The organism is Pseudomonas sp. ADAK21 (assembly GCF_012935735.1).
Taxonomy (GTDB): Bacteria; Pseudomonadota; Gammaproteobacteria; order Pseudomonadales; family Pseudomonadaceae; genus Aquipseudomonas; species Aquipseudomonas proteolytica.
Genome location: NZ_CP052857.1, coordinates 1,157,503 through 1,170,428 on the forward strand (window position 1 = coordinate 1,157,503; position 12,926 = coordinate 1,170,428).

Sequence of the window (12,926 nt, forward strand, 5' to 3'; positions counted from 1 at the left end):
ACGGCATTGCTTGCTCCTCTATTCCAAGGATCTGAACCATGAGCACGTTTTCACCCAACCCCGCAGCAACCTCTGCTCAGCATCCATGGATGGCAGTGACTGCAGTGGGGCTTGCCACCTTTTCCGTTGTGACCACTGAAATGCTCCCTGTCGGATTGCTCACACCGATTGCCGAAACGCTGGACACCTCCACAGGAACAGCGGGACTGATGATCTCTCTGCCTGCGTTGCTGGCGGCGTTGTTCGCACCGCTGGTAGTGATCGCATCTGGTGGCATAGACCGGCGCAAAATTCTATGCGGGTTGCTAGGGCTGTTGGTGGTTGCCAACATTGCGTCGGCATTGGCACCCAGCATGGCTTGGATGCTGACCGCCCGTGTCCTGGTCGGATTTTGCATGGGGGGTATATGGGCTATCGCCGGGGGGCTGGCTTGTCGGCTTGTTCCTGACCACTCTGTAGGCCTGGCTACCTCCATCATCTTCGGAGGAGTGGCAGCGGCTTCAGTGCTGGGGGTTCCACTGGGCGCGTTGATCGGTGACTTTGCTGGGTGGCGCTGGGCCTTTGGCGGCATGGCGCTATTCTGCGGATTGGTATTGGCGTTGCATCTTGCTGTTATCCCCGGACTACCTGTTGCTGGCTCAGTGACCTTGCGCCAGTTTGGCGAACAGCTAGCCAACCGGAAGCTTCAAGTCGGGCTGCTTCTGACACTGGCACTGGTTGCCGGGCACTTCATGGTTTTTACCTTCGTGCGTCCGTTACTGGTGTCGGTTTCGGGGTTCGATACCCAATGGGTTGGCGCACTGCTGTTCGCCTATGGCTTCGCGGGCATTGTCGGCAACTTCCTTGCGGGGGTCATCGCAGCGCAGCGCACAGCGCAAACCTTGATGACTATCTCATCAGGCCTGCTAATTACTCCAGCGCTGTTCTTCATCGTCGGCGACTCCAACCTCGGCGGCATCGTGCTGCTGGTTTGGGGGCTAGCCTACGGTGGTGTGTCGGTCGGCCTAATGACGTGGATGATGAAAGCCGCACCGCGCGCCATGGAAATTGCGACGGCGCTGTATGTAGGCGTTTTCAATGTCGCCATTGCATTAGGCGCATGGGCTGGCGGCCTGGTTTTAGATGAGGTTGGCCTGACAGCTAATCTCTGGATGGCCGGTGGGTTCGCCACTCTCGCCTTGCTGCTGTCTCTGCTTATCTGCCTGGCTGAGCACAGAACAGAAGCTGCTGGCCGGCAGATTGGCTCGACCATGGACTGACTGAACAGAGGGCCATGGAGATGCGCACGGCGCACAGCTACCCGCACCCGCTTCAGCCGAACACCGAGGACTGCGCTCCATCAGGCATAAAAAAACGGCTTACCGAAAGGTAGGCCGTTTTTTTATGCCTGCGCAAATCTTCAAGAACAAGCCCGTGAACAACTGACGCTCGCGAGCCCTGGCTTGGCTATCCCTCAAAAATAAGTGGTCGCCCCGGCAAAGAACGCACGGCCCGGCACATAGAACGTCGTCGAACCATCCCGCGCATCTTCATCCAGCAAGTTCTGCACGCCGCCATTCAACGTCAACCACTTGGTCACAGCCAGGTTCGCCGTCAGGTCGTAGGTGGTGTACGACTTGACGAAGTCATTGCCAATACCCCGCTGTTTGCCGACATGCTGCGCCGACAGTTCGGTGTTGAGCTTGTCGGTGACTTGCCAGTTGAGCGCACTGAAGGCAGACAACTTGGGCGCGCTGATCAGGTCCTGGCCGGTGGACAGGTTTTTGCTCTCCAGCATGTAGGTGGCGTTGGTGCGCCAGTCCAGGGAGTCGGTCAGCGGGACGCGAACCGAGCCTTCCCAGCCACGAGTCCGGGCTTCTTCGACGTTTTCCAGCATGGTCCACCAGCGGCCCTGGAACTGGCCCAGTGGCGCGTATTCGATCTTGTCTTCGAAATCGGTGTGGAAGTAGGTGAGGCTGGCCTCCCAACCGTCACGGTCGAAGGACACGCCAATCTCCTTGTTGACGCTGGTTTCTGGCGACAGGTTCGGGTTACCGGCCATCCAGCAACTGCCGCTCACGTAACCCAGGGGTTTCAACGAACCGCAACCGCGACCGCCGGACTCAGTGGCGGCACCGGCGCTGCCCTCTTTCAGGCTGGGCGCACGGAAGCCCTTGGACACACCGCCGCGCACGGTCCAGTCCGGATGCGGATGGTAGACCAGGTACGCCCGCGGGCTGTTGTGGTTGCCATAGTCTTGACTGTGGTCGAAGCGGTTACCCAGGGTCAGCGCCAGGTTGTCGAGCAGGTACAACTCATCTTCGATAAACGCGGCCGAGTAGTCGCCCTTGAGCGAGGAACCGGAGACTGCAGCACCTTGATAGTCCACGGGCACCGTGCCCAGGGTGTCGCTGTTGGTCAGCTCTTCACGCTTCCACTGCCCGCCCACCGTCAAACGCTGATCGAGAAGGAATTCAAACGGGATGTTCAGGCTGCCTTCGGCGATTTTTTCTTCGGCGCTGGATTTGCCCCAGTCGATGTCGTTCTTGAACTTGTTCAGGTACAGGTCCACTTTCGATGTACCGAAACTCCAGTCGCCCGTGTGGGACACGGAATAGCTGTCGCGAATCAAACGGCCGGGACCGAAGCCCTCACCCAGGGTTTCACCCCAGTCACCAAAAGTCTTTTTGCTCGACCAGGACCGCTCGACGCCATGCACAGCCTCGAACGACAGGCTTTGCTCGTCATTGATCTTCCAGTCGAGCAAGGCGTTGACGCTGTGGTCCTTGGCACCGCCCGCGCCGTCGCCGTACATGAACTCGCCATCCTTATCCAGGCGCGCGGTGACCTCATCAGCCGCACGGCGGGTGAGGTTGGCACCCAGGCGCAGGCCCACCGACTCGGTCAGAGGCCCGGACAGGTTGAGACTGGTCTGGGTAGTCTGGCCGCGGTCGGAATCTTCGGGAATCGTGGTGTTGACGTTGGCCGACCCGCTCCAGGTGCGCGACACCTTGCGGGTGATGATGTTGATCACGCCGCCCATGGCATCCGAACCGTACAGCGAAGACATAGGCCCGCGCACGATCTCGATGCGCTCGATCATGTTCGGGGTGATCCAGTTCAGGTCCTGGCGCGCCAGGTCGCGGCGATAGCTCAAGTCCCCCGAGCCGCCGAGGCGTTTGCCATCCACCAGGATCAAGGTGTACTTGTCGTCCAGGCCGCGCAGTTTGATTTTCGACTGCTCGCCCACCGGCCCGAAGCCACCGGTGACACCCGGCACACGCCGCAGCAGGGTGTTGAGGTCATAAACCGGCTGGCGCTCGATTTCTTCGCGGGTAATGACGCTGACGCTGGCCGGCGCATCGCGCAGGTCGGTGGCGCCGCCGGTGGCGGTGACAAACGAGGTGTCGAGTTCTGTGACGGCGTGTTTATCGACCTCACCAATCTCTTCTGCTTGCAACGCCGGGGCGGCGATCAGCATGCCGACGGCCAGGAAAAGAGAACTGAAAAGATAGGGGGGATTATTCATTGCAAACAGTCCTTGTTGAGCCGGCATGCACCAAGACGGAGCACTAAAGGCTGCGGAGTGTAATGCAAATCCTTATCATTTAGAAAAGCATTTATGACAAATCCGATACAATTCCATACATTTCAAGCAGATTTATTTTCTGCAAATTTCGTCGAAAAGATGGAAAACCCACCAATAACTAGATATTTGGCAACTTTAAAATATTTACTAAAAAGTCGAAATAATGCTCTGCTCCCGCCCCCGAGTGGCCAGTTAAACGACAGTTGCCCTGCTTGACCTTCACCGGTTGACTGAAGCACCAGAAGTCCACCTTCAGGTTGATCGCGCTCAGCTTTTGACGCTCCTGCATCCCGCTGTTAGTGTCCGCCCTCCTTCCCCGCAGATATCTGCCAGGTGCGACTTACCCGCAAAGCATCACCCCAGGGACAACAGATCATTCTCAAAATGAACGGAGTTCAGCGCGTGCTTTTCACCCTACGCTTGCAACGCCTTACCAGCCTTTCGGTGATCGCCGCCGCCCTCAGCCTCGGCGCCTGCCACAACGCCAGCAGCCCCGACTTGCCGCCCGCCCCGGAGCTGGGTTCGGGCTATCGCACCGACATGCACGTACGCCACGCCGAGCGCCACATGGCAGCGGCAGCCAACCCGCTGGCGGCCGAAGCCGGGCGAAGCATCCTGCGCCAGGGTGGCTCGGCCATCGATGCGGCCATCGCCATGCAGGCGGTGCTGACGTTGGTGGAGCCGCAGTCCTCGGGGATCGGCGGTGGCGCATTCATCATGCTGTGGGATGGCAAGCAGGTACGGGCCTATGACGGCCGTGAAACCGCACCGGCCAGCGCCACGCCCGATATGCTGCTCGATGCCGACGGCACACCGATGGCGTTTGCCCAGGCGCAGATCGGGGGCCGTTCGGTCGCCACCCCCGGTGTACTGCGCGCGCTGAAGATGGCCCACGAACAAAGCGGCCGCCTGCCCTGGGCGCAATTGTTTGCGCCGGCAATCCAGCTCTCCGAGCAAGGCTTTGCAATTTCTGCGCGCCTGCATAGCCTGATCGCCGCCGACCGCTACATCAGCCAGTCACCGGACATGGCGGCGTACTTCCTCAACGCCGACGGCAGCCCAAAGGCCACTGGCACCCTGTTGAAAAACCCGGCGCTGGCCAATGTATTCAAACGTATCGCCAAGGAAGGGCCCGACGCGCTTTACCACGGCCCGATCGCCGAGGAGATTGCACGCAAGGTCCAGGGCCATCACAACACTGGCCGCCTTGCGCTGAACGATCTCCAGGCCTACCGCGCCAAAGAGCGTGCGCCGCTGTGCACCGACTACAAGCGCTGGCAGGTATGCGGCATGCCGCCGCCGTCTTCGGGTGGGGTGGCCATTGCGCAGATCCTCGGCACCTTGCAGGCCCTCGAAGCCCGCGACCCGCGCTGGGCCCTGGCGCCGCTCAAACCCGTGAAGACCGCGACTGCCGCTGGCCTGGAACCCTTACCCGAAGCGGTGCATTTGATCGCCGAGGCCGATCGCCTGGCCTACGCCGACCGTGCGCAATATGTTGCCGATCAAGACTTCGTCGCCGTGCCGGTCGCGGGCCTGGTCGCCCCCGGCTATCTGGCAAGCCGCGCGGCATTGATTGGCGAACGCAGCATGGGCGTAGCCAAGCCCGGCCAACCGGCGGGGGTTCAGGTGGCTTACGCGCCGGATCGCTCGCCACTGCGTATTTCCACCTCGCAAGTGGTCGCTGTAGATGACCTGGGCGGCGCGGTGTCAATGACCACCACCATCGAAGCCGCGTTCGGCTCCCACGTGATGGTCCAGGGCTTCCTGCTGAATAATCAGATGACGGACTTTTCCTTTATCCCCGAAGAAAACGGCCAACCGGTGGCCAACCGAATCGAGCCGGGCAAACGCCCGCGCTCGTCCATGGCGCCGACCCTGGTCTTCGACCGCCAAAGCGGCGAGCTGCTGGCCACGGTCGGCTCCCCCGGCGGGTCGCAGATCATCGAATACGTGAGCAAATCCCTGGTGGGCATGCTCGACTGGAACCTCGACCCGCAAGCCGCCATCAGCCTGCCCAACTTCGGTAGCCGCAACGGCGCGACCGAGCTGGAACGAGGGCTGTTCAGCGCGCAATTGAAAGCGGCCCTCAAGGACCGCGGGCACGCCTTGAGCGAGATCGATATGACCAGCGGTACCCAGGCCATCGTGCGAGTGCGCGATGCCCAGGGCAAGGCGACGTGGAGTGGCGGCGCGGATCCGCGGCGTGAGGGGGAGGCGCTGGGGGATTGAGAGCCAGCCCTGGTGGCGAGGGGACGAGCCCCCTCGCCACAGTCCTTGGTCAGTCCCTTAGCGGCTGATCTTCAAGCCCTTGCGCGCCGTGTGCCGTTCCAGCGCCAGTTCGATCAGGCGGCTGACCAGTTCGCTGTAGCTCATCCCCGCCGCCTGCCACAACTTGGGGTACATGCTGATGCGGGTGAAGCCGGGCAGTGAGTTGACTTCGTTGATCAGGACTTCACCGTCTTCACACAGGAACACATCCACCCGCGCCAGCCCGGCGCAGCCCAGCACTTCAAACGCCTCGACGGCCAGGGCCCGGATGCGCTCGCTGGCCTCGACGCTGATGTCAGCCGGCACCAGCACTTGCGCGGCCTGGTCGTCGATGTATTTGCTGTCGTAGGAATAGAAGCCGTCGCGGACCACGATCTCGCCACAACCGCTGGCAACCGGACGCTCATTGCCCAGTACCGCACACTCGATCTCCCGGCCTTTGACGGCGGATTCCACCAACACTTTTTCATCGAAGCCCAACGCCAGCTCAACAGCGGCCAGATACTCAGCTTCATTAGCGACTTTGCTCACGCCCACGGAGGAGCCTTGGTTGGCCGGCTTGACGAACAGCGGCAAACCGAGCTTTTGCCGTGCCTGGTCGAAGGTTGTGCGCGCCGCGTTGCCACGGTTGAGGGTGATAAAGGGCGCCACCGCGATACCGGCATCGCGCAGCAGGCGTTTGCTGATGTCCTTGTCCATGCACACCGCCGAGCCCAGCACATCGGAACCCACGAACGGCAGGTCTGCCATGCGCAGCAAACCTTGCAGGCAACCGTCTTCGCCAAGGGTGCCGTGGACAATCGGGAAGATCACATCGACATGTTCCAGCAGGCCCTGGCCCGAAGTTTCCACCAGTTGCTGGCTGGCCTTGCCTGGCACTACCGCCAGTTCGCGGTTGGACTGGTTGAGGGCGATCAGCGCAGGGTTCTCCTGGTTGAGCAGGAAGTTCGAGGTGTCATTGAGGTGCCAGTGCCCAGCCTTGTCGATGCCAATCAGCACCGGTTCGAAACGCGTGCGGTCGAGGGCGTCGACGATGTTGCGTGCCGACTGCAACGACACTTCGTGCTCGGCCGAACGGCCACCAAAAATAATCCCTACCCGCAACTGACTCATGACCCGGCCTCACTGTAGAAAGTAAGGATTATTACCACGGGCCGTCAGCGCTTCGCCAGCGTTGCGACCGCGCACAATCGTACAAGACCCCGGCAGACAGCCGCCCCAGACTCAGTTAACGTAACTCCATCCGACATCTTTCGAAAAACATTCCATGGGCAAACTCACCGCGAATATCGACTGGCTGCACCGCGCGCCCCATGGCAGCGGCCTGGAGCGGATCGAAGCGTATTTTTCCGGGTTTGGCTTCGACCCTCATCGCCACGATACCTACGCCATTGGCCACACTTTGTTTGGTGTGCAGAGCTTTCATTATCGCGGCAGCCAGACCCACAGCCTGCCAGGCACGACCATGGTGATTCATCCCGATGAGGTCCACGATGGCTGGGCCGGCAGCGACGAAGGCTTCAAGTACCGGATGATTTATGTAGAGCCGGCGCTGATCCAGCAGGTTCTCGGCGGCAAGCCGCTGCCCTTTATCCACAACGGGCTGTCCAACGACCCGTGGCTGCACCGAGCCTGCCAGGCCTTTGTGCAGCAACTCGATTGCCCGCTGGACCCGATGCAGGAGCAAGACGCATTGTTCGACCTGGCCCACGCCCTGAACAACGCGTCGGGTATCAGCGCCAACCGCAAGACCTTTGATTACCAGGCCGCCGAGCGGGCCCGGGAATTTATCCACAGCGCCTTGGGGCGCAGCATCACCCTCGATGAGATGGCCGCGCACTGCGGGCGGGATCGCTGGGCCTTGTCGCGGGATTTTCGCCTGTTGTTCGGCACCAGCCCCTACCGCTACCTGACCATGCGCCGCCTGGATCTGGTGCGCAACCTGCTGGGCCAGGGCCAGTCACTGGTGGATGCGGCGCTGATCGCCGGCTTCACCGACCAGAGCCACATGACTCGGCAATTTCGCAGCACCTTCGGTATCCCACCGTCACGTTGGGTGAAGATGCTCGGCCGCTAAACTGTAGGAGCGAGCTTGCTCGCGAAAAACCTGAGAACGCCACGTTTATCCAGGATAAACGCAGTGCAGTTAAGCGCTTCGCGTGCAAGCTCGCTCCTACACAAACCCTAAGCCGCCTCCAGAACCGGTCCGGGCCGCGATGACCTCAGTCGCAATGCCACCAGCGCTCCCACCAACGCGATGCCCGCGCTCCACCACAACGCCAACTCGATCCCCTGGGCCTGAGCCGCGCCCGTCGCGCCACCGGCGTTGGCCAGCGACACCAGCACCGCCAACCCCAGTGCCCCGCCGATCTGTTGCGTGGTCGAGGCCATGCCCGCCGCCACGCCCTGCTCTCCCGGCTTGACGCCAAGGCCTGCGGCCACCCACATCGCGGTCCAGGTCATGCCCTGGCCAAGGCTCAAGATAAAGATCCCCGGCAGCAACGACCAGAACCCCACCCCCGTGGGCAACGCCAGGCACACCAGGGCAATCCCCAGCGCCCCCGCCAACTGGCCGCTGACCAGCGTGTTGCGCAAGCCGATCTTGACCAGCGCGCGCTCGGCCAGCCAGATGCCCAGGGTGCACACCAGTGTCGCCGGCAAGAACGCCAGCCCCGCCTGCAGCACGCTGTAGCCGTAGACTTGCTGGTAGTACAGCGCGAGGAAATAGTACTGCACGCCGAAGCTGCTCATAAAGACAGCGGTCAGCACCATGGCCATGCGCAACTCGCGGTAACCCAGCAGGCGCAGTGGCATCAACGGGTCACGGCCACGGTGTTCGATCCAGGCGAACAGCCCGAGCAAGGCCAGCGCCAGCAACATGCAGCTCAGGGTCGCGGGTGCCGTCCAACCCCATTCAGGCCCCTGCACCAGGGCGAACACCAGCAGGGTGCCGCCGACGGTAACGGTCAACGCGCCACTCACATCAAAACTGCGACCCCGGCTGCGCTCGCCATCGGCGGGGATCCAGTAGCGCGCCGCCAGCGCACAGCCGCCAGCCAAGGGCACGTTGACCAGAAACACCGCCTCCCAGCCCCACCATTGGGTCAGCACGCCGCCCAACAACGCGCCCAACGCCAACCCGGCGGCCGACGCCGCACTCCACACCGCAAAGGCTCGGTTGCGCTGCGGCCCTTGCGCATAGTGCGTGTTGATCAACGCCAAGGTCGCCGGAAACAGCAGCGCACCGCCCCCCCCTTGTACGGCGCGCGCCAGCACCAGCAGCAACGCGCTGCCGCCCAGTACCGCCGCCAACGATGACAGCGCGTACAACGACTGGCCCACCCGGTACATACGGCGCTTGCCCAGCAGGTCCGTGGCCCGGCCGCCGAGCAATAGAAAACCGCCAAACGCCACGGTGTACGCACTGACCACCCACTGCAACTGTTGGGCAGAAAAGCCCAGGTGGCTGCCGATCTGCGGCAAGGCGACAAACACAATGGTCGCGTCCAGGGCGATGATCAGTTGGGCCGTGGCCAGCAACATCAGCATCCAGCCCGAGGGACGACTTGAGGGAATGGCGGGCATCACAACATCCTGTCTAAAAAAGAGTGCGGCCAGTGTCTTTCATGCCCAGCAGATGATAAATAGCCATATCACTCTTTCAGTTATGACTTTAATCATGGATCTGAACGCCGTTCGCTTGCTGGTTCGCGTCGCCGAAACCCGCAGTTTCACCCGCGCCGCCGGGGATCTGGGGCTCACCCAATCAGGCTTGTCGCGCGCCATTTCACGCCTTGAGGCCGAGCTGGGCGTACGCCTGCTGCAGCGCAACACCCGCAGCGTCAGCCTGACCCCGGATGGGCAAATGCTGTATGAACGCAGCGCACCGTTGCTGGCCGAGCTGGCCGAAACCGAAAAGCTGCTGCTCGACCGTCGTAGCACGCCTTCGGGTTTACTGAAAATCAGCACTCCCTCGCTGTTCGGGCGCAAAGTGGTGATGCCGGTGATTGGCGAGCTGACCCTACGCTACCCCGAGTTGCGCATCGAAGCGGTGATGACCGACCGCCTCGTGGATATCGTCGATGAGGGTTTCGACGCCCTGCTGCGTACCGGCGAGATCCAGGACCAGCGCCTGATCGCCCGGGCCTTGACGCCCCTGCGCTGGGTGACCGTCGCCTCCCCCGCCTACCTGGCGCGCTTTGGCATCCCGCAAACCGTCGAAGAATTGCACGACCATAGCTGCCTGACCGTGCGCAATCTGCGCAGCGGGCGGATGGTGGACTGGCAGTTCATGCTCGACGGTAAGGTGCGCGATGTCAGCGTCGAAGGGCGGCTGATCTTCGACATTGGCGATGCCCTGGTGGACGGCGCGGTGGGCGGCTTCGGTATTGCCCAGGTGATGGACTTTGCCGTGCGCGACGACCTCGCTGCCGGGCGCCTGGTGCCGATCCTGGAAAGCTTCGCCGGGCGCAGCCGCGCAATATCCCTGGTGTATCCACCCTCGCGCCAATACTCGCCGAAGCTGATCGCCTTTGCCGACGCACTGACACAGGCGCAATGGTAGGCAGCGCTTGAATCCAGCGGCCCGAGTGTGAGAAGAAAGGATGCGCGGCCACCACCTAGAGGTTTTCCAGGGATGAACCTGACATTGACGCCCCCACAATGGGATGACGTGAACGAGTTACTGGCGTTCGAGCTGGCCAATCGGGACTTTTTCGAAAGTTGGATCAATGCCCGGCCCGAGGCGTACTACAGCGTCGAAGGCGTTCAGCGCGCCATCGAGAGCGCACTGCTGGAGGCCAGCGAAGACCGCGCCTATCAGTATCTGATCCGCGAAAACGGCGTGCTGGTGGGGCGGATCAACTTTACCCAAGTGCGCCGCCGCTACTATCACTCGGCGTCCCTGGGCTACCGCATGGGGGCCCAGTTCACCGGGCGTGGCCTGGCACGACAGGCCGTGGCGCTGGGCCTGCAAAAAGCCTTTGGCGAGCATGCCCTCAAGCGCATCGAAGCCACCGTACGCCCGCAGAACCCGGGCTCGCTGCGGGTGTTGCAGCGCAACGGCTTTACCCAGTACGGGCATTCACGCAAGGCATTCCTGCTCGATGGACAATGGTTCGACCTGCTGCTGTTCGAGGTTCATGCCCCCTGATTGGCCGGCCTTGAGTCTAGGTGGACAACTGGTTGGCAAACTGGCCCACCGCACTGACCACTTTCTGCGCGCCGTCCTGGATCTCGACGATCACCGTGCCCGCCTCTGCCGCCAGCGACAAACCCTGCTCGGCCTGCAACCGGCCATCGGTCATCAGCGCCACGGCATCGCGGGCCATGTCCTGGTTCTGGCGCACCACGCCGACGATTTCTTCCGTGGCTTTGCTGGTACGCGAGGCCAACTGGCGCACTTCATCGGCCACCACCGCAAACCCGCGACCCTGCTCGCCGGCACGGGCCGCTTCAATCGCGGCGTTGAGCGCCAGCAGGTTGGTCTGCTCGGCAATCCCGCTGATGGTCTTGACGATAGTGCCAATCACCTGGGACTGGGCGTTGAGCGCCTCGATGCCCTCGCCGGCCTGTTCCATGTGCTTGGCCAAGTCGCGCATCACCTCCACCGCCTGGGTGACCACAGCGGTACCGCGCTGGGCACTGCTGTCGGTGTGCAATGAGGTGCTGTAGGCAATGTTGGCGGCCTCGGCCACCGCGCGTTCCTGATTGATCTGGTCGGTGATTACCGTGGCGAACTTGACCACTTTGTACAGCCGGTCGTTGGCGTCCAGCACCGGGTTATAGGAGGCTTCCAGCCAGACTTCGCGGCCATGGGCATCCACGCGCTTGAAGCGGCCGGCGACAAACTCACCGCTGTTCAAGCGTTTCCAGAAGGCCTGGTAGTCAGCGCTGTTGTAATCCTGGGGCTCACAGAACATACGGTGATGTTTGCCCTGGATCTGCGCCAGGCTGTAACCCATGCCCTGCAGGAAACGCTCGTTGGCGCCCAGCACATTGCCATTGAGGTCGAACTCGATCACCGCCGTGGAGCGCACCAGCGCGGTGATCAGGTTTTCATGCTCACGGGACGCCTCAATGGTGCGGGTCAGGTCGCTGGAGTACACCGAAAACCGTTTGATGCGCCCGTCCGCGCCCCGCACCGGCTGCACGATGGAGCGCAACCACGCTTCCTTGCCATTGCCGCGCAGCAGGCGCACGGTGCCGGCAAAGTGTTCGCCACGGCTCAAGGCGTTGGCAAAGCGCTGCTGGAATTCGTCGCGCTTCACATGCTCCGGCACAAACCCATGGACGGCATGGCCCAGCAGGTCGCTGGACTTGTAGAACATTTCGTCGAGGAAGTTCTGATTGACCGACTCGATCCGGCCCTCAGGGTCGAGGCTCAATGCCAGCATCTCGCTCTCCAGGCTTTCCTTGACCTGCTGCAGGCTGGACAGTTCTTCGCGAAGAGCGGACAGCTCCTGCTTCAAGCGGGTATTGAACATGGGGAACACCGGAGGGCAGTCATAGTGGATTGTCTAACCATCGGCGCTGCCGGCGTTTTCTGAAGAGGGCTTGAGCCCCCTGATACAATTATTTTTCAGTACCTCAACTGCCGTTATTACGGCACAAGCCCAAGACCTGATACTCAAGGGTCTTGAGCTGACCGCTGGAATCTTCATAGGTCATGCGCGAGGGCACCACCTTGCAGGTTCGCACCGGCGGCGTGACATTCACCACCCGGGCGATATCCAGCTTCATCCCGTAGCGATAAGCCTGCACTTCAGGCACCGGCTTGCCCTGCGCGGCGGCATAGCGCGCCATGGCTTCCTGGTTTTTTTGCATCACCTGCGCCATGGCGCGGTCCCCGCCACCTTCGGCCATCGCCCCCATGGACAGAGAAAAAACCACCACGCCCAGGGCTCGTGTCAAATGCTTCATTAAAGTGTCCTCGTCTGATTTCAAGTCGTTGAAAGTTCAGGATCGAGGGTAACTAACGCTTCCTGTCAGGAGCTTCACGGGCGGATTACGTATCCGTCATAAACCGTTGAACTGGCAAAATTGTAATGTGCAGGCCACCTCGGCGTTATCCGCTGTTTGCAACTATGAG

General features: G+C 61.8%; 10 protein-coding genes and 1 pseudogene. 5 read left to right on the top strand and 6 right to left on the bottom strand.

Annotated features, from left to right (window positions below; genetic code table 11):
• The first annotated feature begins 38 nt into the window (after positions 1–38).
• Positions 39–1,259, top strand: a complete 1,221-nt coding sequence (locus HKK57_RS05420; protein ID WP_169389884.1) for an MFS transporter — start codon at positions 39–41, stop codon at positions 1,257–1,259.
• Between the two features lie 194 nt (positions 1,260–1,453).
• Here HKK57_RS05420 and HKK57_RS05425 read toward each other — a convergent pair whose 3' ends face one another.
• Complete coding sequence (locus tag HKK57_RS05425; protein WP_092233465.1) at positions 1,454–3,508, bottom strand: TonB-dependent receptor domain-containing protein; 2,055 nt, start codon at positions 3,506–3,508, stop codon at positions 1,454–1,456.
• Between the two features lie 444 nt (positions 3,509–3,952).
• Here HKK57_RS05425 and ggt point away from each other — a divergent pair, with 444 nt between their 5' ends.
• Positions 3,953–5,797, top strand: coding sequence for a gamma-glutamyltransferase (ggt, locus tag HKK57_RS05430; RefSeq protein ID WP_169389885.1), 1,845 nt, complete (start codon positions 3,953–3,955; stop codon positions 5,795–5,797).
• Positions 5,798–5,854: 57 nt separating this feature from the next.
• On the opposite strand, the gene ddlA is transcribed toward ggt, so the two are convergent.
• On the bottom strand, positions 5,855–6,949 hold the full coding sequence (ddlA, locus tag HKK57_RS05435) for a D-alanine--D-alanine ligase (RefSeq protein WP_092233453.1): 1,095 nt from the start codon (positions 6,947–6,949) through the stop codon (positions 5,855–5,857).
• A 154-nt stretch (positions 6,950–7,103) separates the two neighbouring features.
• Between ddlA and HKK57_RS05440 the strand changes: the two genes are divergently transcribed.
• The gene (locus HKK57_RS05440) at positions 7,104–7,913 is read left to right on the top strand and encodes an AraC family transcriptional regulator (RefSeq protein WP_070996734.1); all 810 of its coding nucleotides are present in this window, start codon (positions 7,104–7,106) and stop codon (positions 7,911–7,913) included.
• Between the two features lie 107 nt (positions 7,914–8,020).
• Here the strand turns inward: HKK57_RS05440 and HKK57_RS05445 are convergent, their stop codons facing one another.
• Complete coding sequence (locus HKK57_RS05445; RefSeq protein WP_442962265.1) at positions 8,021–9,385, bottom strand: MFS transporter; 1,365 nt, start codon at positions 9,383–9,385, stop codon at positions 8,021–8,023.
• Positions 9,386–9,515: 130 nt separating this feature from the next.
• Here HKK57_RS05445 and HKK57_RS05450 point away from each other — a divergent pair, with 130 nt between their 5' ends.
• Both HKK57_RS05450 and HKK57_RS05455 read left to right on the top strand, forming a co-directional pair.
• A complete protein-coding gene (locus HKK57_RS05450; RefSeq protein ID WP_169389887.1) occupies positions 9,516–10,400 on the top strand; it encodes a LysR family transcriptional regulator in 885 nt (294 codons plus the stop codon).
• A gap of 72 nt (positions 10,401–10,472) precedes the next feature.
• Positions 10,473–10,988 (top strand): GNAT family N-acetyltransferase, encoded by a 516-nt coding sequence (locus tag HKK57_RS05455; protein ID WP_029295784.1) that lies wholly within the window; start codon positions 10,473–10,475, stop codon positions 10,986–10,988.
• 16 nt (positions 10,989–11,004) lie between these two features.
• Here HKK57_RS05455 and HKK57_RS27255 read toward each other — a convergent pair whose 3' ends face one another.
• The 3 genes and pseudogenes from HKK57_RS27255 to HKK57_RS05465 all read right to left on the bottom strand — a co-directional run bounded on the left by HKK57_RS27255 (position 11,005) and on the right by HKK57_RS05465 (position 12,757).
• Entirely contained in the window at positions 11,005–11,436 is a 432-nt protein-coding gene (locus tag HKK57_RS27255) for a methyl-accepting chemotaxis protein (RefSeq protein WP_405045210.1), read from the bottom strand.
• Between the two features lie 108 nt (positions 11,437–11,544).
• A pseudogene (locus HKK57_RS27260) lies at positions 11,545–12,321 on the bottom strand (PAS domain-containing protein); the annotation flags it as partial.
• Between the two features lie 103 nt (positions 12,322–12,424).
• Positions 12,425–12,757 carry a DUF2790 domain-containing protein gene (locus HKK57_RS05465; protein ID WP_169389889.1) on the bottom strand — a complete coding sequence of 111 codons (333 nt, stop codon included), beginning with the start codon at positions 12,755–12,757 and terminating at the stop codon, positions 12,425–12,427.
• Positions 12,758–12,926 lie beyond the last annotated feature (169 nt).